The organism is Maribacter sp. MMG018 (genome assembly GCF_018100785.1).
Taxonomy (GTDB): domain Bacteria; phylum Bacteroidota; class Bacteroidia; order Flavobacteriales; family Flavobacteriaceae; genus Maribacter.
Genome location: NZ_JAGJEC010000001.1, coordinates 1,347,016 through 1,366,483, shown reverse-complemented (window position 1 = coordinate 1,366,483; position 19,468 = coordinate 1,347,016). Strand labels below are relative to the sequence as shown.

Sequence of the window (19,468 nt, the reverse complement as noted above, 5' to 3'; positions counted from 1 at the left end):
TATACACCTATACACCAAAAACCTCTTCCGAATTTCTAGTAGTAATTTGAGCCACTTCATCCGCTTCTTTTTCATAAATCGCAGCTACCTTATTCAAAACATTTACAATGTATGAGCTTTCGTTGCGCTTGCCCCGGTAAGGAACGGGAGCCAGATAAGGCGAATCTGTCTCAAGAACAATATGATCTAGGGATATCTGATTTAAAAAGGTGTCTATTTTTCCGTTCTTAAAAGTAACCACTCCGCCGATACCCAGTTTCATATTATATGAAATCGCTTTTTTCGCTTGTTCAAAAGTACCGGTGAAACAATGAAAAATACCTCTCAAATCTTCCCCTTTCTCTTCTTCTAAAATTTCAAAAACCTCATCAAAGGCGTCTCTACAGTGTATAACTATAGGTAGTTGATGCTCCTTTGCCAAATGGATCTGCTTTTTAAAAGCTTCTTGTTGTTGAATCAAAAAGGTCTTGTCCCAATATAGATCTATTCCAATTTCCCCTATCGCATAAAATTTACGTTGGGCCAATAAATCCCTTACATGCTCTAATTCTTGTTCATAATCGGCCTTTACATGTGTCGGATGCAAGCCGGTCATCAAAAAAACATTTTCCGGATATGCACTTTCCAACTTCAGCATACCGTCCGTATAGGTTGAATCTATCGCCGGAATAAAGAATCTTTTTACACCTTGGGCAATCGCCCTTTCTACAACCTGACTTCTGTCCTCATCAAAAGCCTCACTATATAAATGTGTATGGGTATCTGTAATGTTCATAGGACAAAAATAGGCTTATCTTTGATTTTTATTACCATAGTCTCTAATTCAAATTTAATCCTACAAAAATGGGATTATCGATTAACATTGATATATGTCATCACTCAAGAAGTTTTTAAAAAACAAAAATTATTACAGCGTTGATCTGGTATATACATCTACCAATCACTTTGAGCTTACGGCCAAAATTAACGGAATACAGGGCAGGTTCATTTTGGATACTGGAGCCTCGAACACATGTATAGGGCTAGACAAAATAGACCAATTTAAATTAACCTCTAAAACCTCTGATATTAAGGCGGCGGGAGCAGGTGCCACAGACATGGAAACTTCTACCTCTAGCAAAAACCACATTGAGATAGGAAAATGGACGAACAAAAAACTTAAAATCGTACTCTTTGACCTAATTCACGTAAATACGGCCCTTACAGCACACAACGCACATCCGGTAGACGGTATTATAGGCGCCGACATCCTTAAAAAAGCCAAGGCCATCATAGATTACAACAAGAAAAAACTATATCTAAAGGCGAAATAATCCTATCTAAAATAAAGAAGCACCGGAAAAATCCGGCGCTTCTTTATTCTTATATGCTATAATAACCTATTTGCTACATCTCCAACGCTCTTTTTACGTCGTTGTCCATTAATAGCTCAACAGGATTTTCGAGAGCCTCTTTTACGGCTACCAAAAATCCAACAGATTCTTTACCATCAATTATTCTATGGTCATAAGACAAGGCAACATACATAATAGGCGCTATTGCAATGGCCCCATCTCTGGCTACCGGTCTTTCTACAATATTATGCATACCCAGTATGGCACTTTGTGGTGGATTTATAATAGGTGTGGACAACATAGATCCGAACACACCACCATTGGTAATGGTAAACGTTCCTCCGGTCATCTCATCTACTGTAATCTCCCCTTCGCGTGCTCTTATCGCCAATCTTTTCACCTCTGCCTCGATGCCCCTGAAACTTAAGTTTTCGGCATTTCTAATTACGGGCACCATCAGACCTTTAGGTCCGGAAACGGCAATACTAATATCACAGAAATCATATGAAATCATTTCTTTACCGTCTATCATTGAGTTTACTGCCGGATACATTTCCAGAGCACGTACAACCGCACGGGTAAAGAAGGACATAAAACCAAGGCTAACCCCGTGTCTCAATTTAAAATCTTCTTTATATTGATTTCTTAATTCGAATATAGCACTCATATCCACTTCATTAAAAGTGGTCAACATGGCCGTTTCATTTTTTGCGGAAACCAAACGTTCGGCAACCTTTCTTCTTAACATAGAAAGCTTAGACCTCTTCTCACCTCTATTACCTCCGGTCACCGGAGACCCCATAGAAGGTTTAGCGTTCATAGCATCTGACTTGGTAATTCTACCATCCCTTCCCGTACCTGATATACTGGAAGCGTCGATACCTTTTTCTGCCAATATTTTTTTTGCGGCAGGTGACGCGGCACCTGTTGCATATGTTTCTTTTGTTTGAGAAGCCTGAGGCTCTTTTTCAGCTTTTACTTCTTCTTTTACCTCTTCCTTTTTAGCACTATCGGCAGAAGCTTTATCCGCATCTGAAGAAGCCCCTTCTGGTTTTGCGGCACCAGTATCTATCAGACACACCACGGCACCTACCTCAACAGCATCGCCTACCTCTGCCTTTAGGGTTATTGTTCCGCTGGCCTCCGCAGGCAATTCCAACGTTGCCTTGTCAGAATCAACTTCTGCAATGGCCTGATCTTTTTCTACGTAATCCCCATCTTCAACCAACCACTCGGCAATTTCGACTTCTGTTATAGACTCCCCAGGAGAGGGAACTTTCATTTCTAGAATCATTCTTTCTATAATTTGATATTTTACTTCTTATTTTTTGGTCTTGTCATGTTGTCCTTTGTCTTATCGAAGACATAATCGATAACCTGCTGGTGCCTTGCTTTGGACCTGACCGAACTACCTGCTGCAGGTGCGGCATAATATCTTCTCGAGGCCACCCTAAATTTATCCACTTCGCTAAAATGCATCAATAAATGACTCCAAGCCCCCATATTTCTGGGCTCCTCTTGTGCCCAAACAATATCATCCGCATTACTGTATTTAGCAATAATGTCTTTCATTTGCTGATCTGGCAAAGGAAAAAGTTGCTCTACCCTTACCAGGGCAACATCATCACGCTTCAATTCCTCTTTCGCCGCCAACAAATCGTAATAAAATTTACCGGTACAGAATACTAAACTTTTAACCTTGCTCACCTTGGCCGTTTCGTCGTCTATCACTTCTTTAAAACTACCGGAAACCAAATCATCTATACTGGATACGGCCCTTGGATGCCTTAACAAACTCTTGGGCGTAAATATTATGAGCGGTTTTCTAAAGCTCACCTTCATTTGACGCCTAAGTATATGAAACATTTGTGCAGGTGTGGTCACATCGGCAATGTACATATTATCTCTTGCACAAAGTTGAAGGTAACGCTCCATTCTAGCGGAAGAGTGCTCTGCACCCTGGCCTTCATAACCATGGGGCAATAACATTACCAAACCATTCTGCAGTTTCCATTTATCTTCGGCAGACGAAATATATTGGTCGATCATAATCTGGGCCCCATTACTGAAATCCCCAAACTGTGCCTCCCAAATAGTCAATGTATTAGGGCTTGCCATGGCATAACCATAATCAAAACCTACCACACCATATTCAGACAAAAGAGAATTGTATATCTGAAACTTACCTTGGTCTTCAGAAATATTATTAAGTAACAATACTTCCTCTTCACTCTCCTCTACTTTCATTACCGCATGCCTGTGAGAAAAAGTACCACGCTCCACATCTTGACCCGACATACGAACACCGTACCCTTCTTGAAGCAAAGTTCCATAAGCCAATAATTCGCCCATGGCCCAATCCAAAGAATTGGTCTCAAAGAACATCTTTTTACGGTCTTTTATCAACTTCTCTATCTTTCTCAAGAATTTTTTCCCTGCTGGTAACTCGGTAATGACTTTCGCAATTTCGGTCAGTTTCTCCCTATCATAGGTTGTATCTACCGGCTCCATCATTTCCCATTCGCGAACATTGTCAAAACCTTTCCATTCATCTGCCATAAATGGGGTAATCACCGTCTTGTCCTCTTTTCTAGAGTCTTCCAACTTCTCTTCCAACGAATCTTTATATTCCTTTTCTAACTGGGCAACATAACCTTCGTTGATAATACCTTCTTGGATCAACCTTTCCGCATATATATCCCTTGCATTTTTATGCTTTGATATGGCCTTGTATAGTTTTGGCTGGGTAAAACGCGGTTCATCACCCTCGTTATGCCCATATTTTCTATACCCCAACAAATCGATGAATACATCCCTATCAAATCGCATTCTATATTCCAATGCGAACAAGGAAGCGTGTACCACAGCCTCGGCATCATCGGCATTTACATGCAACACAGGGCTCAAGGTAACCTTGCTCACATCTGTACAGTAGGTAGACGACCTTGCATCCAAGTAGTTGGTCGTGAACCCTATTTGGTTGTTCACTACAATATGTATGGTACCCCCGGTCTTATAACCATCTAAAGCGGCCATTTGAATAACCTCATAGACCAATCCCTGACCCGCGATAGCCGCATCGCCATGAACTACGATGGGTAGCACCTTAGAGAAATCATCCTCATATTGTGCATCTTGTTTTGCCCTAGCTATACCCTCTACCACTGCACCAACGGTTTCTAGGTGAGATGGATTAGGGGCTATGTTCATTCGAATTTTATTTCCATTATCGGACATTCTATCGGATGTCCAACCCAAGTGGTATTTTACATCACCATCGAATATTTCCTGCTCATAATCCTTACCATCAAATTCACTAAAGATATCTTTTGCAGACTTGCCGAATATATTGGTAAGCACATTCAACCTACCTCTATGGGCCATACCCATAACAAATTGCTCCACTCCCATTTCGGCCGCACGTTCTACGATAACGTCCAATGCCGGTATCAAAGATTCGTTACCTTCCAAAGAGAATCGTTTTTGCCCAACATATTTAGTATGCAAAAAAGCCTCGAACGAAACCGCTTGGTTCAATTTTTTAAGGATGTGCTTCTTTCTTTCTGGCGTAAAATTAGGCTTGTTGTTATTAACACCGATCCATTCTTGGATCCACTTAATTCTTTCCGGTTTTCTAATATACATGTACTCGACCCCGATAGCATCACAATAAACATCGGTCAGGTACTTGATAATCTCTTTTAAGGTACGAGGACCTATGCCCAGTATGTCGCCGGCACTAAAAACGGTATCCAAATCAGAAGAACTCAAACCAAAATTCTCAAGAGACAAACTAGGCTCGTACTTTCTTCTGTCCCTTACCGGATTGGTTTTTGTAAAAAGGTGTCCCCTACTTCTGTAACCATCTATAAGCCTTATAACCTGAAACTCTTTCTGCAAAGATTCGGGCATCATTACCGTATTTCCGTTGACCGTAACGGCAGTAGGGTTACCAGAATCAATGTCGAGCCCATCCAATGAGCTCTCTACACCAAAATCGAATCCTTGAAAAAAGGCTCTCCAACTTGGCTCTATACTGTCTGGGTTTAACAAATATCTGTCATATAACTCGGAAAAATAAGAGGTATGAACAGCGTTCAAAAAGGAATATTTATCCATGGATAACTTTCTGTATCTTTAAGAAGAAATTTGAACAAAAATACAACATTTACAATATCTAACGGAAAGTTCACCCGTATTATTGAAAAAAAATAACGTTTAAAACAAATTTGACTAAATGCTATTAAAAAAAACTATTCTTCTATCCTTTTTGGCTTTACTTTCCACTTCTATTTTTTCGCAGAACAGCGCTGCAAATGAAAATTTTTGGAGCAATGTTCGTTACGGCGGAAACCTTGGGCTTGGTTTTAGCAATGGAGGCTTTAATGCCTCTATTTCCCCAAGCGCTCTTTATCAGTTCAACGAACAATTTGCCACAGGAACCAGTTTAAGTTTTAATTACGCCAAATATGACGACCAAAAATTAGTAGCCTACGGGGGCAGCATCCTATCCCTGTTCAACCCTATACCCCAGTTACAAATTTCTGCAGAGTTCGAACAACTCAGAATCAACAGAACAATAGATACACCTACAACTTACTGGAAAGATAATTATTGGTCTCCCGCATTGTTCGTAGGATTGGGTTATAGCACCTACAATGTTACCTTTGGAGTACGTTACGACCTACTTTTCGACAACAATAAAAGTATATACGCAGACGCACTGATGCCATTTGTCCGCGTTTATTTTTAAATTGACCACAACCAAACCAACCCTTTATGAAAAAATTAAAAAACAGGTACCTCTCTCTTGATGTATTCAGGGGCATGGATGTTGCCCTTATGATCATTGTAAACTCCCCAGGCAACGGCGACTTGAGTTACGGACCTCTAAAACACGCCGTATGGAACGACTTTACACTGACCGATCTGGTTTTTCCAACTTTTTTATTTGTCGTCGGCAACGCTATGAGCTTTAGTATAAAAAAATACGAGACTATGGGCGACGGGGCATTTTTAAAAAAAGTACTAAAAAGGTTCGTCATTATTTTTCTTTTGGGCTTTTTAATGTATTGGTTTCCTTTTTTTGAGAACGGACACCTAAAACCAATTGCTGAAACCCGCATATTCGGAGTACTCCAGCGTATAGCCCTGTGCTATCTTTTCGCCTCTTTATTAATCCACTATTTTAAAACTAAAAGTGTTCTTATATTCAGCGCTATAGCCCTGATAGGTTACCACATAATACTATTGGTATTCGGCGACTTAACACTGACCGGCAATGCGGTTCTAAAATTGGACAAATTACTTATTGGGGCAGACCATATGTACCACGGCAACGGCGGGGTGGCCTTTGACCCCGAAGGCCTGCTAAGCACCCTACCGGCCATTGTAAATGTGATTGCCGGATATTTTACAGGAAAATTCATTCAGAAAAACGGCCAAAACTATGAGACCATTGCCAAACTGATGATAGTCGGCTGCCTTTTGGTCTTTGCCGGATTGGCATGGGATCTATTATTACCTATTAACAAAAAGCTTTGGACCAGCTCATTCGTACTATTGACCTCTGGAATAGACCTGTTCGTCATAGCCATTTTGGTGTATTTATTGGACATGTCCAAAGCTGTTAAATGGACCTATTTTTTTGAAGTTTTTGGAAAAAACACCCTTTTCATCTATTTACTATCGGAATTGTTCATCATTTCTTTGGCCGAAATATCCGTAAAGGGGACCAACGCCTATACTTGGATCGCCGACAATATATTCATAGCGTTCGCGGGCGACTATAACGGATCCTTCTTGTTTGCGCTTTGGATTATGTTAACATGCTGGTTTGTAGGATACATTATGGACAAAAAAGGTATTTACATCAAGGTTTGACCAAAACCTTCAATTTTATAATAACACTAAACCTAAAAAGAACACCTATCCATACAAGGTTTTATACATCACCTTTTGAAACTCTCTTTTTAGAATCAAAAAAGTTACTTGGTCCGCTATTTCAGCAGCATCGGTAACCTGCATATTCTCGAGTTCCCTTTCCGGCACATCAATTATATACAATAGATTCAGATATTCTGAAAAATGTTCGGTAATTAAACGATACACCCGGTCACGAATAACGGAAATAAAAGTATTTGCCTCAAATGTTATGGGCAGTTGCAATGAAATATTGGCGAGACTAAAATCTTTTGCCACTTGGGCCACCAACTTATCGGTAAGTAACTTTTCTTTCGCAACGAGCAACAATCCGTTAGTATCAACAATATCCGACCCCATAATACCTATTGTATTTTCTATAACTTCACACCCTTTACAACTGTTGCCTACCGCGAGAAATTATTGTTTATAAACAACGCCCTCTTTCATTACAAACACCACATCGGTAAGTGCTTCCACCTTTTTTAAGGGGTTATCGTTCACAGCAACTATGTCGGCTACATACCCTTCTTTCAATTGCCCCAATTTATCCAGCCCCAATAATTTTGCATTGGTTATCGTAGCAGACCGTATAGCATCTATAACGGGCATTCCCGCTTTGTGCATATACACGAATTCTTTGCCATTATCGCCATGTGGCGATACTCCGGAATCCGTTCCAAAAGCAATATTAACCCCTTTCTTGTATGCTTTGGCAAACGTAGCATTCAATTTAGGCCCAATTTCTAACGCCTTCTTTGCTACAACAGCTGGCAAATAATTTGGTATTTTGGCCAACCTGGCCGCTTCTTGTCCTGCAGAAATAGTAGGCACCATATAGGTGTTATGCTCTATCATTAAATCCATTGTTTCTTCTGACATCAATGTGCCGTGCTCAATGGTTTTAATACCTCCTAGAATAGCCCTTCTCATACCTTCATCCCCATGGGCATGTGCGGCGGTAAGCATTCCATAATCATCGGCGGTTTCTGTAATCGCCTTGATCTCTTCTATTGTAAATTGTGGATTCTGTCCACTTTTCGCCACACTTAAAACACCACCGGTAGCGGTGATCTTAATTACATCGGCCCCCTCTTTATATCTTTGGCGCACAGCTTTTCTACCATCTTCCGGCGAGTTTACGACCCCCTCTTTAGGTCCTGGATCACCCATTAGGTCTTTTCTTGTACCGTTGGTAGGATCTGCATGGCCACCAGTAGAGGCCAATGACTTGCCGGCCGTAAAAATTCTTGGGCCTACCACCGTACCTTTATTAATGGCGTTTCTTAAAGAAATATTCACTCCAGAACCACCTAAGTCCCTAACGGTAGTAAAACCGGCCATTAAAGTTCTTTTTGCATATATGGTAGACTGCAATGCAACATCCGCCTCATTCATGGTAAACCTTTCTAAATATCTAGATGGACTAGATTCACTCTCTATATGAACATGCATATCTATAAAACCGGGCAATATGGTTTTTGACCTTAGATCGATAACCTTGTCGCCTTCCGTTCCCGAAACATAACCGTTGACGATACTTTTAATCTTACCACCCGAAACAACAATGGTCTTTTCGGATAACATTTTTCCAGATTCCACGTCCAAAACCTTACCACACTGAATATAGGTATCCTGTGCACTAACAATGCCGACGGCCAAAAGGAATAAAAACAATAAGAGATTTTTCATAAGATGTGCTGCGCTAAATTAAATAAAGGGAAATATAACCATATTTCCCTTTATTTTCAATGTGTTATGTATACAATATCAGCTTCTGATCTTTTGCTCCCATACCCATGCAGACTTCATGGCCTCATCTAAAGTATATTCAGCTTTCCACCCCAATACTTCATTCGCCTTGGTCGTATCGGCATAAGCCTCGGTAATATCCCCGGGCCTTCTGTCTACTATTTTATAGTTTAATTTTTTTCCGGAAACCTTCTCAAAACTCTTGATTACCTCCAACACAGAACTTCCTTTACCCGTACCTACGTTGAACACTTCGTAATTTTCTTTGTTCCTGCCTTCCAACAAACGTTCCAGCGCCACCACATGTGCCTTGGCCAGATCAACTACATATATATAATCTCTAATACAGGTACCGTCAGGTGTTGGATAGTCATCGCCAAACACTGACAATTCTTCTCTTAAGCCAACCCCAGTTTGAGTAATAAACGGAACCAAATTTTGGGGTACCCCAATTGGCAGCTCACCAATTTCAGCGCTTGGATGCGCCCCCATAGGATTAAAATATCTAAGTGCAATGGCATTCAAATTAGGAGTGACCTTACAAGTATCCCTTATAATCTCCTCTCCCATTTGCTTGGTATTGCCGTAAGGGGACTCCGCTTCTTTTACAGGAGCATTTTCTGTAATCGGCATTTTATCGGCCTGACCGTAAACAGTGCAAGAAGAACTAAAAATAAAACTAGCTTTGTTCTTACGGCTTAATTCCTTTAGTATATACACCAATGTACCTATATTATTTTCATAATATAACAATGGTTTTTCTACGCTTTCACCTACAGCCTTTGATGCTGCAAAGTGAATAACACCCTCTACGTCTGAATAGTCTTTAAAAAACTCCTCAACTTTATCCCTTTCTTTTAGATCCAACTTTACAAAAAGTGGTCTTTTGCCAGTTATGCGCTCAATACCGTCCAGCACATTTTCATTGGAATTTGAGCAATCATCAATAATAATGACTTCAAAACCTTTGTTCTGAAGTTCAACAACGGTATGTGAACCGATAAAGCCCAATCCACCTGTAACTAATATCTTCATAATAATTTAATTGGTATCTAAAAGTAGTACTATATAAAGTTAAGAGTTAACAAACTCGATAACCTTATCCGTAATAAAGGCAATTTGCTCATCATCTAACTCGGTATGCATAGGAAGGGAAATCACTTCCTGCACCAATTGGTTGGTAACCGGAAAATCCGCTTCGTTGTACCCATCGTCCAAATATGCCTTTTGACGGTGTAGCGGAATAGGATAGTACACACCACAAGGAATATCATTTTCGTTCAGGTATTTCACAAGGCCATCTCGTTTACCATTGGTAATACGCAATGTATACTGATGAAAAACATGACAATCGCAAGTGTCACATATATCTTCACAATCGTTCACGGTAACCGGAACGATAATATGCTTTTGCCCCTTTAATGCCTCGGAATATTTGCGGGCCGCGGTTCTTCTTGCTTCGCAATAAGCGTCCAATCTTGGAAGCTTTGCCCTTAAAACTGCGGCTTGGATAGAATCTAACCTAGAATTCACCCCTACCACATCGTGATGGTAACGCTCGTACATACCATGATTTACAATACCTCTAATGGTATGCGCTAAGGCATCATCGTTCGTAAAAATAGCACCACCGTCACCATAGCAGCCTAAATTTTTGGAAGGAAAAAAAGAAGTTGCCCCTACATGGCCCATTGATCCGGCCATGTACTTTTCCCCCGTTCTAGACAAATATTTGGCCCCAATAGCTTGGGCATTATCCTCTATTACAAACAAATTATGCTCCTCTGCCAACTTCAAAATAGCATCCATATTTGCACACTGGCCGAACAAATGAACCGGCACTATCGCCTTTGTTCTAGGTGTTATGGCCTTTTTGACCGCATCTACATTTATATTAAAGGTATCCATATCCACATCGACCAAAACTGGTGTCAGCTGCAACAGGGCTATAACCTCAACGGTAGCGGCGAAAGTAAAATCGGCCGTTATAACCTCATCGCCTGGTTTTAATCCCAACCCCATCATGGCAATTTGAAGTGCATCTGTACCATTGGCACAAGGTATTACATGTTTTACCCCCAAATAATCCTCCAATTCTTTTTGAAAGGCATGTACTTCAGGCCCGTTGACGAAAGCAGACGTTTCCATTATTTGAGAGATCGAAGCATTTACTTGCTCTTTAATATCCTGGTATTGACCTCCAAGGTCTACCATTTGAATTTTTTTCATCTTTTTTGGATTATTTGAAGTAGTGCAAAAATACGAAACGCACCACAATGATTTTAGTGAAAGAAATGTAATTTAGTCCCAAATAAAACAAATTGCGAAGTATCTACAATATAATCGTTTCCATAGTTTGGCAGTTTTTAAAACTGATAGGCTTAATAAACCCCAAAATATCACTCTTTGTAAAGGGACGAAAAAATACTTTTGACATATTAAACGAACACATTTCCCCAAACGATAAGATTATCTGGATCCACGCCGCCTCTTTAGGGGAATATGAACAAGGACTACCGGTGCTGGAAAAACTAAAAAAGGAATATCCGGACCATAAAACCTTGGTAACATTCTTTTCCCCTTCTGGATATGAAGTGAAAAAAAATTCTTCGCCGGCCGACATAATCACCTATTTACCTTTTGATGTCAAGAAAAAGGCCATTCGTTTTCTTAACACGGTTCAACCTAAATTGGTGATTTTTATAAAGTATGAAATTTGGCCAAATTACTTGTCCGAAATTGGGAAAAGGAAAATTCCGGCCATATTGATCTCTGCCCGATTTAAAAAAGATAAAATATTCTTCAAGAGTTACGGAGGCTTTATGCGCAAGGCCCTTTCAAACTTTTCATTTTTATACGTACAGGACTACAATTCTAAAAGGCTTTTAAACTCTATTCATATCGATAACGTAAAAATTGCCGGGGACACCCGCTTAGACAGGGTTTCAGAAATACTGGAGCAGGATAATTCCTTGCCCTTTATGAATCAGTTCTGCCAAGACGCCCTTTGCTTTATAGCAGGTAGCACTTGGCCCGAAGATGAAAATATTCTTGTAGACTACATAAACGAATCAACATCAAACGTAAAATATGTAATTGCGCCACATAACATAAAGTACGACCACATAACATCCCTAAAGGCATCGATCAACAAAAACACCCTTCTATATTCTGAACTACCAAAAAATATACCAGCTGAGACCCAGGTCATTATAGTCGACACCATTGGTCTTTTGACCAAAATTTATAGTTATGGAGACATTGCATATGTAGGAGGAGGATTCGCTACCGGATTGCACAACACCTTAGAACCGGCAGTATTTGGTATTCCCGTAATCATAGGCCCTAGATACAAAGGTTTTCTAGAAGCGGAAGACTTGGTTCAATTGGGCGGACTACTATCCATCTCCAATAAAAACGAGTTTTTCAAAATTACGGACAAACTGATTGCCGAGGATACTATGCGCGAAAAAATAGGAAAAATCAACACAAAATATATTGTTGACAACAAAGGTGCCAGCATCCAAATCATAGAGGATATACGTACATTATTATAATCCAAAGGCATTATAAATGAAACGTTCTCTTATATTTACACTCACTTTAACATTAGTTCTTTTGTTTTCTTCTTGTTGGGGCTCTCATGAAAAACACAAAGAATTGCACCCTTCGGAAACCCCAAAAAAAGATTACCAAGAAAGAAACGATACATTATTAAAACCCAACAAGCCCCAAAAAGCTCCAAAAGGCAATGCGATCGACACTCTAAAACCCAAAATGGCCGGGTATTTGGATTCGGAAGAAATGCTTGGTTCGGAAGAGCGAACCACAGAATAATTTTTTTCTATTTACCCCCTTTAACCTCCCTATAAGTTCATATATAGCTTTAATAGATTTTTCAAGCTTTTAATCGATCCAAACACTTGTTTTTCAATCACTTTATTTTATAATACATATATTGTAGTAAACAACACTATATGATTATGGAACAAGAACTTACGTTAGGGACCAAAATCCTTAATGGCTTTTTAAGATTAATGATTATCTGTTTGATAGGTATTCTAATTGCCATTCCTATAGCCCTCATTCTTGATTGGCTGGGAATATTCAAATAAACAAGTTGATAGTTATCACAAGGGTTTACGAAAATGTAGGCCCTTTCTTTTTCATATTTATCCGACCATTTGCTATTTTTTACCGTTAAAATGCACATTTTCAAAATTTTACACCACAAAAACAACGTCATTCGCGCTCATATTGTAAGAGTATACAACAATTAATATTGTTCCTGCTTTAAGATTCCGTAATTTATTGTGTATAACTTTAAAGTAGGTAATGTTATGAACAATTTATCATTTAAAACGGGGGTAGATTCTTATCTATCAGTATTAATCATCGCAATGAACGCCTTCTTGGCGGTAGTTGCAACAGGATCTTTATTGTCCCTATTGGGATTAATTTAAACTTTAGATTATCGATTAAAATTTACTTTGAAAAGCCCCTTATAAAGGGGCTTTTATTTTTACCTATTTTTTCAATGATTTCGGATTTGGGTAGTTATCCGACTGGTCTTCCACAGTTTCGTCCATACACACAAAGTCTTTTTCTAACAGCAAAGAAAGTTCGTTTCCGTTTTTTGTCTTAACAACATTACTAAACCCAACCTTTCTACTTTTCGGCCATGTTAAGCTTTTGGCCCTGTTCATATATAGAGTGATGGCATTATCCTTAAAATCGACATTGAGCACTTCAACATCATCGATAGCCTTTACGGCATAAATAAATTTTTGGTCGCCAAAATCAGTACTGTTCTCATAATACCCAATATCGGATAATGTATTAACCTCTGTCTTCGTCAACCTATAACGGATGGAGTTTCCCCTAATTCTAATTTTCATCTGTCTGTTTGCTATTTACCAGTCCTTTAGTAAACTCGTTCAAAGTTTGAACTTTTTCTTCAAAATCACCTTTAATGGTTTTTCTATATTCATTAAGGTTTTGCACCAAGTCATCAATATTATCAGGTATTACATCTTCAAAGAACTGGCGCAATCTCTTGGCCGTAGTTGGCGATTTCCCATTAGTTGATATAGCCACTTTTACATTGCCCTTTGTTACGATTCCGCCCATGTAAAAATCACAAAATGGCGGATTGTCCGCAACGTTCACCAATATGTGTCGCTTTTTACAATCACTATATACCTGTTCGTTTACCGTAACATTATCGGTAGTTGCCACCACCATATGTTTTCCTGATAAAAAATCGGTATTATACAGGGCCTTGTGCATTTCTATATTATACTGCTTGGCCATTTCAACAATCTCTTCACGAAACGTAGGGGAGACCATTTCTACTTTTGCACTTGGACTAGATTTTAATAAGAAAGTAAGTTTTTCCAATGCCACGTTTCCACCTCCTACAATTAAAATATTTAATTCGGACACCTTTAAAAAAACGGGATACAGTTCGTTTTGCTTCATCTAAAAACTTTCTTTATAATTAATACAGAATCATCGATGGTATTACTTTAAATTTTATGCCATCAACAATACAATTTCTATAATCGGCTATGCTTCCAACGCTTTATTTAAAATAGAGAGCGATTTTTTGGACAGTGTAAGTCCAAGAGCTGCCTTTTGACCTTTTTCAGACATTTTTCCCCAAGTTTTTTGAAGTATCCCAATAACCTTCTCCTCTGAATGTCGCAGTGCAAAAGGTTCAAAATAATGCTCCAAAAAAACCAAACAAATTACATCTTCCAATAGTTGGGTATCCCCGCTCTTTTTTAACTGCTTTTTTTGCAAAAGAAACCTTACTTGTGAAATCGTTTCATCACTGTACCCCACTTTTTCGAGAATTTTTGATGCCTCTTCCGCATGAAACTTTTTAAGCTCGTTCCTCCATCTTAAATAGCCTGTGCGATCCATATCGTAAGATTCCCTTGGAATTTTCCACCTACAAATATGTTGGCACCGAGCCGCTAATTTAAGAGAGTCACTGGCGTCAGGGGCATATTCATTCAATTTATCGGTCATTCTCATCGAATATAACAACTCCTTCGGGTACATCTTACCATTAAAGTCCTCTTTATTGGGATCCATTGAGTTCTCTTCGTCAAAAAGCTCAAATGCCTTCTCTAATCTGTTCATCTAAGGTCAGTAAAATTTAAAACTAATATACAACAAAGCTAAAGTGCAATACTAGATGTACGTTCATAAAAAGAAACTAAAATGTTTTTTGTGAAAATAAAAAACGTCATTTACTTCAATTACCTGATTTTAAAAACTTTAAATCATTTTGATCGTAAATTTTAAGACACAACCCTTTGTTCATCATAACTATACCAAGTATATTCCCTAATTTAGGTACCTATTAAAATTGAGCATAACGGTTTGAAAAAAAGATTCTTAATATTATTCTTCCCCTTGTCAACCTTATTTTATTCTACCGCTTTTTCTCAAGAAAAAAAAGGAGACAGTATAAACGATTATTTTAATAGAATAGAGAAATTAGTTACAGACATCAAGTCTGCGGATGAATACCCAAAACAGGACATTTTACTAAAGAGAAACGAAAATACCTATGGCACGGAAAAGGTGGATGTTCTATTAGAGCTATGCCACCTTAATAAATACAAAAGTATCAAGGTAGCAGAAAATTACAATAAAAAGGCTTTTGATCTCTCTAACGATATAAACTACTTAAAAGGTATATACAGCGCCACCTACAACCATGCCTACCTACAATTTATACAAGGTGATTTCAACAGGGCCATGACGGTGATAAAAAGTTTGGAAAAAAGAATAAACTACAAAAGATTTCCTAAAAACTACGCGGATGTTCAAACCTTAAAATCTGATATACATACAGAAAAAGGGGAATACGACAAGGCTTTGGAAACCGGCCTTAAACTTTTGGACATAGGGGAAAATATCCAAAATGAGTATATACTCATGAAATCGCATGCCGCTCTTTCCCATTACTATTTGCGAACAAAAAACTATAAAAAGGCACTTGAACATTGCCTATTGGAGCTTGATTTCATCATCGACCAAAAAAATGTGCACTATATTTTTCAAAAAGTGGACGAAATAGCCCGCATGACAGCAAAATTAGGGGATACCAAAACCTCCTTAAAGGCATATGCATTCTACCTTAAAATAGAAAAAGAGCTATATTCTCCAGGTAGTTATATTCAAAGTATCGTTTATATGAACATGGCCGATCTTCATATGGCCATTGGAGAATTCGAAAAAGCCCAAAACTATTTAACCCAAGCTCTGACTTTAAACAACGAAAACAACTATAGGTTCAGAATTCCCAGGGCGCTTACCCTACAATCTGAACTTTACCTAAAAACAAAAGACACATTAAATGCAATAAGTACATACGAAAAAAGCATTGAGGCAGCTGAAAATATTAACGCATTCGATGTTATAAAGACGAATAGCCAAATACTAATAGATTTGTACGAAAAAACGAATCAGCCCTCTAAAGTTAACGAATATAAGGCCCTACATGAAGCCATACGAGATTCTCTTTTCAATAATGAAAAAGAACAACAAATTATTATCTTGGAAACAAGACGAAAAATAAAGGAGGCCACCCAAAAACAGCAGGCTCTAGAATTGGAAAATTTAGCACAGCGATCTAAGTTGACTACCATCATCGCTATTCTTGGATCTATTCTTGTTATTGGTTTCTTCTTTGTTCTATCTTATGTAAAGATCAAGGAAAAAAACAAGGTCTTATATCGAAGGACCATTGAAAACCTGGAAACCCAACTAAAAACCGAAGACAAAAAACTCCCGCTTAAAACAAAATCTAAAAGTACCAAGGAAAAAACCAATCCGACTATTGATGACAATGTAAAAACGATTATTTTAAATAGGCTCGAAAAACTTGAAAACGAAAATTTCTTTATAGATTCCGATTGTAATTTGCACCAATTAGCCGAGAAACTTAAAACCAACCCGAAATATTTATCACAGGTAATAAATGTTGAAAAAGGTTCTAATTTCAACAATTACATAAACGAACTACGCATTAACTTCTTGTTGACCAAACTAGTTCAGGACGAAGAATTCAGAAACAGCAAACTCAGCTATATTGCCTCATCTGTAGGATACAACAATCTAAATACTTTTAATGCCGCCTTCAAAAAAAGGCAAGGTATTTTACCCTCTTTCTTCATAAAACAATTGAACGAAGAATCTTAACCCTCCACAAGCGGAATTCCATACTTTTATATTCATAGAAAAAGGCAATACCTTTTAAAATATTACCTTCTCTGAAAATTAAAATAAAACTAACTCTAAACTTTCAATATAGTTACCCTCTATATCACCATTACAATATACACTTATAATCAAGCGATTACATCCAATTACAAACGAAAAACCCTTAAAATTCATGAATTTTACATGAACTGTACAATCAAAAAATATTGAACTTTCTCCTTTACTTATAATCAGAGTACAAAACAACGATTGTAATCATTCTTGTATCTATTCTAAACTTCTCTAGAGCAACATAACCCTGTTATAAAAGGTCCTTTTTTTCATAAAACTAGTTTCCCACAATTAGGTAAGATGATTACAATAACAAAAAAGGCCATGGTGTAAATACACCATGGCCTTTTAAATTATAATTATTACAAAGCCTTTAACTCATAGGCTATTGATCCTATTAATTAATAAGCTGGATCTTGTGTTAACGTTGCAGTACCCTCTTTAAAAGATCTATCTATAGCCTGTGAAGGTATCGGGAAGTATTCATTTTTCCCTTCAACAAAAGATCTTCCACTAAGGTAACTCCTATGCTCTGATTCGCTCGCGATATATGCATTCAAAGTTTCTGCGGCAATACCCCATCTTACTAAGTCCCAGAAACGATGTCCTTCCATAGCAAACTCCAACCTTGTTTCAAACCGAACCGCCTTACGGGCAAAATCTTGATCTGTCCAAGCATCTTCATAGGTGGAAATTTGATAATTGGCAGCAGGAACACCTTCTTCTATAACAAAGTCATTTCTTCCGCCGTCTTCCGGTTTTGTAGCTTTAGGTACAAAATCCGCAGGGTTTGCTGCCCTTTCCCTAATTCTATTCACCAATAACCTAGCTGGTTCAAGGTTACCCAATTCAACTTCTACTTCGGCCAACCAAAGAATAATCATATCCAACCTCATATAACGATAGTTATTTGCGGTTAAATTTCCCCATCCACCAATACCGAAACCTTCTGGTTCCGCTACGTGCTTTTTAGAGAAAAATGGTCCGGCGTACGATAAATCACGTACAAAGTCAGTATCATAAATTTTAAATCCTTTGTACAGGATACCAGGTCTACCTACGGTATGGTCTATTCTTGGATCTAAAGGTGTAGTTACCGGAGAAGTATAGTCTTCTTCGTTTATATCTGCAGGTACATCGGTATCATCAAAGTTATCCAACAATGGTAAACCATCCTCTGTTTGATATGCATTTACCAAGTTTTGCGAAACCTGATAAAAACCACAGCAACCCCATGGATCAATATACGGATGCGCCAATCCCATACCTCTAGAAGAAGCCTGGTCAGCAGCGCTACTAACTGCATACTGAATTTCAAAAATAGATTCAGAATTGTTACGGGTAGCTACCAAGAAATTATCTTGAAACTTTTCTGCCAAACTAAAAGGTCCATCGTTAAGTATATTTTCTAAAATAGGCTTGGCCTCTTCCAATTTTGCAATATTGGCAGAGCCATCCTCATTCCATCCTTGATATACCAGGGATTTTGCTAAAAAGGCCTTGGCTGCCCAACTTGTAGGCCTACCCACCTGAGATTGAGTTTCCGGCAGCACAGCTGCTGCTGCCTTAAAATCCTCCTCAATATCTGGCCAGATCTCGCGATCGTTCGGCACCAAAGTACTGTTTACATCGTTGATATCATATACTTCATCACTGATATATGGTGGTCTTTTCCACATTTTGCGCGCCTCCATATGAAAAATGCCTCTCAAAAATCTAGCTTCCGCTATTATTTGCTCTCTTCTAGCATCATCGATCTCTTCTACGGCTCTTGCAGAAACAATGGCATCATTGGTTCTTGCAATACCTTTATACAAAGATCTCCATCGGTTCGTAATATGCCCATTAAAAGCCTGAAAGTCATAGGCCTCAATAAAGGACTGTTCTGGTTGGTCACCTGCATCTGTACCCTTTAAAGCGTCATCGGACGCTATATTAAAGGCCCAGTTCTCTACAGTTACGTTCCAATCGGCCGTACCGTCTAGGCCCGCCCCATCGATCATTGCATAAGCACCTAAGAGTATACCTTCTACCCCATCCGCTGTCTGCAAACTTGGCTGACCAAACTGCCCTTCGGGCTCTCGGGTCAAAAATTCATCGCTACAGCCCGTAACCAAGACTAAAAGTCCTGTTAGTGCTGCGAAAATTATTCTAATCTTTTTCATTGT

At 38.6% G+C, this 19,468-nt stretch carries 18 protein-coding genes; 7 read left to right on the top strand and 11 right to left on the bottom strand.

Annotated features, from left to right (window positions below; all coding sequences use genetic code 11):
* Positions 1 to 7: 7 nt before the first annotated feature.
* Positions 8 to 775, bottom strand: a complete 768-nt coding sequence (locus J8L85_RS05840; protein ID WP_211015464.1) for a TatD family hydrolase — start codon at positions 773 to 775, stop codon at positions 8 to 10.
* A 94-nt stretch (positions 776 to 869) separates the two neighbouring features.
* On the opposite strand from J8L85_RS05840, the gene J8L85_RS05835 reads away from it, so the two are divergent.
* Positions 870 to 1,313, top strand: coding sequence for a retropepsin-like aspartic protease (locus J8L85_RS05835; protein ID WP_211015462.1), 444 nt, complete (start codon positions 870 to 872; stop codon positions 1,311 to 1,313).
* A gap of 73 nt (positions 1,314 to 1,386) precedes the next feature.
* On the opposite strand, the gene odhB is transcribed toward J8L85_RS05835, so the two are convergent.
* A complete protein-coding gene (gene odhB / locus J8L85_RS05830; RefSeq protein ID WP_211015460.1) occupies positions 1,387 to 2,628 on the bottom strand; it encodes a 2-oxoglutarate dehydrogenase complex dihydrolipoyllysine-residue succinyltransferase in 1,242 nt (413 codons plus the stop codon).
* Between the two features lie 20 nt (positions 2,629 to 2,648).
* Positions 2,649 to 5,453 carry a 2-oxoglutarate dehydrogenase E1 component gene (locus J8L85_RS05825; protein WP_211015458.1) on the bottom strand — a complete coding sequence of 935 codons (2,805 nt, stop codon included), beginning with the start codon at positions 5,451 to 5,453 and terminating at the stop codon, positions 2,649 to 2,651.
* Positions 5,454 to 5,571: 118 nt separating this feature from the next.
* Here J8L85_RS05825 and J8L85_RS05820 point away from each other — a divergent pair, with 118 nt between their 5' ends.
* On the top strand, positions 5,572 to 6,087 hold the full coding sequence (locus J8L85_RS05820; protein ID WP_211015456.1) for an alpha-ketoglutarate decarboxylase: 516 nt from the start codon (positions 5,572 to 5,574) through the stop codon (positions 6,085 to 6,087).
* Between the two features lie 26 nt (positions 6,088 to 6,113).
* The gene (locus J8L85_RS05815) at positions 6,114 to 7,217 is read left to right on the top strand and encodes a heparan-alpha-glucosaminide N-acetyltransferase domain-containing protein (RefSeq protein ID WP_211015454.1); all 1,104 of its coding nucleotides are present in this window, start codon (positions 6,114 to 6,116) and stop codon (positions 7,215 to 7,217) included.
* Between the two features lie 45 nt (positions 7,218 to 7,262).
* Here the strand turns inward: J8L85_RS05815 and J8L85_RS05810 are convergent, their stop codons facing one another.
* The 4 genes from J8L85_RS05810 to J8L85_RS05795 form a co-directional block, all read right to left on the bottom strand.
* Positions 7,263 to 7,616, bottom strand: a complete 354-nt coding sequence (locus J8L85_RS05810) for a hypothetical protein (protein WP_211015452.1) — start codon at positions 7,614 to 7,616, stop codon at positions 7,263 to 7,265.
* Between the two features lie 60 nt (positions 7,617 to 7,676).
* A complete protein-coding gene (locus tag J8L85_RS05805) occupies positions 7,677 to 8,948 on the bottom strand; it encodes an amidohydrolase family protein (RefSeq protein ID WP_211015450.1) in 1,272 nt (423 codons plus the stop codon).
* Between the two features lie 78 nt (positions 8,949 to 9,026).
* The gene (galE, locus tag J8L85_RS05800; protein ID WP_211015448.1) at positions 9,027 to 10,043 is read right to left on the bottom strand and encodes a UDP-glucose 4-epimerase GalE; all 1,017 of its coding nucleotides are present in this window, start codon (positions 10,041 to 10,043) and stop codon (positions 9,027 to 9,029) included.
* A gap of 39 nt (positions 10,044 to 10,082) precedes the next feature.
* Positions 10,083 to 11,237, bottom strand: a complete 1,155-nt coding sequence (locus J8L85_RS05795) for a DegT/DnrJ/EryC1/StrS family aminotransferase (protein WP_211015446.1) — start codon at positions 11,235 to 11,237, stop codon at positions 10,083 to 10,085.
* Between the two features lie 92 nt (positions 11,238 to 11,329).
* Between J8L85_RS05795 and J8L85_RS05790 the strand changes: the two genes are divergently transcribed.
* From J8L85_RS05790 to J8L85_RS18050, 3 genes are all read left to right on the top strand, one after another.
* Complete coding sequence (locus J8L85_RS05790) at positions 11,330 to 12,565, top strand: glycosyltransferase N-terminal domain-containing protein (protein ID WP_211015444.1); 1,236 nt, start codon at positions 11,330 to 11,332, stop codon at positions 12,563 to 12,565.
* 16 nt (positions 12,566 to 12,581) lie between these two features.
* Complete coding sequence (locus tag J8L85_RS05785) at positions 12,582 to 12,845, top strand: hypothetical protein (RefSeq protein WP_211015442.1); 264 nt, start codon at positions 12,582 to 12,584, stop codon at positions 12,843 to 12,845.
* 503 nt (positions 12,846 to 13,348) lie between these two features.
* Positions 13,349 to 13,471 (top strand): hypothetical protein, encoded by a 123-nt coding sequence (locus J8L85_RS18050; protein WP_262493342.1) that lies wholly within the window; start codon positions 13,349 to 13,351, stop codon positions 13,469 to 13,471.
* A 63-nt stretch (positions 13,472 to 13,534) separates the two neighbouring features.
* Here J8L85_RS18050 and J8L85_RS05780 read toward each other — a convergent pair whose 3' ends face one another.
* The 3 genes from J8L85_RS05780 to J8L85_RS05770 all read right to left on the bottom strand — a co-directional run bounded on the left by J8L85_RS05780 (position 13,535) and on the right by J8L85_RS05770 (position 15,158).
* Positions 13,535 to 13,906 carry a hypothetical protein gene (locus J8L85_RS05780; RefSeq protein ID WP_211015440.1) on the bottom strand — a complete coding sequence of 124 codons (372 nt, stop codon included), beginning with the start codon at positions 13,904 to 13,906 and terminating at the stop codon, positions 13,535 to 13,537.
* Positions 13,896 to 14,489 (bottom strand): bifunctional precorrin-2 dehydrogenase/sirohydrochlorin ferrochelatase, encoded by a 594-nt coding sequence (locus J8L85_RS05775; protein WP_211015438.1) that lies wholly within the window; start codon positions 14,487 to 14,489, stop codon positions 13,896 to 13,898. Before J8L85_RS05775 ends, J8L85_RS05780 begins: the two co-directional genes overlap by 11 nt.
* Before the next feature lie 87 nt (positions 14,490 to 14,576).
* Positions 14,577 to 15,158, bottom strand: a complete 582-nt coding sequence (locus tag J8L85_RS05770; protein WP_211015436.1) for a DUF4202 domain-containing protein — start codon at positions 15,156 to 15,158, stop codon at positions 14,577 to 14,579.
* A gap of 276 nt (positions 15,159 to 15,434) precedes the next feature.
* Here J8L85_RS05770 and J8L85_RS05765 point away from each other — a divergent pair, with 276 nt between their 5' ends.
* Positions 15,435 to 17,228 (top strand): helix-turn-helix domain-containing protein, encoded by a 1,794-nt coding sequence (locus tag J8L85_RS05765; RefSeq protein WP_211015434.1) that lies wholly within the window; start codon positions 15,435 to 15,437, stop codon positions 17,226 to 17,228.
* Between the two features lie 473 nt (positions 17,229 to 17,701).
* On the opposite strand, the gene J8L85_RS05760 is transcribed toward J8L85_RS05765, so the two are convergent.
* Entirely contained in the window at positions 17,702 to 19,465 is a 1,764-nt protein-coding gene (locus tag J8L85_RS05760; RefSeq protein ID WP_211015431.1) for a RagB/SusD family nutrient uptake outer membrane protein, read from the bottom strand.
* Between the last annotated feature and the right edge of the window lie 3 nt (positions 19,466 to 19,468).

Coding starts and splice junctions, on each gene's coding strand:
- J8L85_RS05840 (WP_211015464.1), bottom strand. CDS start 775: ATGAACATTACAGATACCCATACACATTTATATAGTGAGGCTTTTGAT.
- J8L85_RS05835 (WP_211015462.1), top strand. CDS start 870: ATGTCATCACTCAAGAAGTTTTTAAAAAACAAAAATTATTACAGCGTT.
- odhB (WP_211015460.1), bottom strand. CDS start 2,628: ATGATTCTAGAAATGAAAGTTCCCTCTCCTGGGGAGTCTATAACAGAA.
- J8L85_RS05825 (WP_211015458.1), bottom strand. CDS start 5,453: ATGGATAAATATTCCTTTTTGAACGCTGTTCATACCTCTTATTTTTCC.
- J8L85_RS05820 (WP_211015456.1), top strand. CDS start 5,572: ATGCTATTAAAAAAAACTATTCTTCTATCCTTTTTGGCTTTACTTTCC.
- J8L85_RS05815 (WP_211015454.1), top strand. CDS start 6,114: ATGAAAAAATTAAAAAACAGGTACCTCTCTCTTGATGTATTCAGGGGC.
- J8L85_RS05810 (WP_211015452.1), bottom strand. CDS start 7,616: ATGGGGTCGGATATTGTTGATACTAACGGATTGTTGCTCGTTGCGAAA.
- J8L85_RS05805 (WP_211015450.1), bottom strand. CDS start 8,948: ATGAAAAATCTCTTATTGTTTTTATTCCTTTTGGCCGTCGGCATTGTT.
- galE (WP_211015448.1), bottom strand. CDS start 10,043: ATGAAGATATTAGTTACAGGTGGATTGGGCTTTATCGGTTCACATACC.
- J8L85_RS05795 (WP_211015446.1), bottom strand. CDS start 11,237: ATGAAAAAAATTCAAATGGTAGACCTTGGAGGTCAATACCAGGATATT.
- J8L85_RS05785 (WP_211015442.1), top strand. CDS start 12,582: ATGAAACGTTCTCTTATATTTACACTCACTTTAACATTAGTTCTTTTG.
- J8L85_RS18050 (WP_262493342.1), top strand. CDS start 13,349: ATGAACAATTTATCATTTAAAACGGGGGTAGATTCTTATCTATCAGTA.
- J8L85_RS05780 (WP_211015440.1), bottom strand. CDS start 13,906: ATGAAAATTAGAATTAGGGGAAACTCCATCCGTTATAGGTTGACGAAG.
- J8L85_RS05775 (WP_211015438.1), bottom strand. CDS start 14,489: ATGAAGCAAAACGAACTGTATCCCGTTTTTTTAAAGGTGTCCGAATTA.
- J8L85_RS05770 (WP_211015436.1), bottom strand. CDS start 15,158: ATGAACAGATTAGAGAAGGCATTTGAGCTTTTTGACGAAGAGAACTCA.
- J8L85_RS05760 (WP_211015431.1), bottom strand. CDS start 19,465: ATGAAAAAGATTAGAATAATTTTCGCAGCACTAACAGGACTTTTAGTC.